This window comes from Vogesella mureinivorans, assembly GCF_007644035.1.
Lineage (GTDB): Bacteria > Pseudomonadota > Gammaproteobacteria > Burkholderiales > Chromobacteriaceae > Vogesella > Vogesella mureinivorans.
Window position 1 is genome coordinate 1 of the sequence record NZ_VMTV02000397.1, and the last position, 251, is coordinate 251.

Below are 251 nucleotides of genomic sequence, written 5' to 3' on the forward strand. Positions count from 1 at the left end.
GGTTCTGCTCGATGCGCGCCAGCATGCGGTCGCGCCACTCGGCCAGCTCTTCATAGGTCGGGCCGCCCAGCACCACCTGCAGGGGCTGACCGCGGCCGCCGCCCAGGCCACCGCCACGGCCCTGGGCGAAGGCGCGCACGCCGGGGATGCTGGCCAGCTCGGCGCGGAAAGCGTCGATCACCTCGCCGGTGCTCATCTCGCGCTCGGCCCAGTCCTTGAGGATCACGATGGCGAATCCGGTGTGCATCTCC

1 protein-coding gene is annotated in these 251 nt (G+C 71.7%); it reads right to left on the minus strand.

From position 1 onward, the window contains the following. Window positions 1–251 (minus strand): efflux RND transporter permease subunit (locus tag FLQ44_RS23660; RefSeq protein ID WP_170252948.1); only part of this gene is annotated, 251 nt, incomplete at both ends.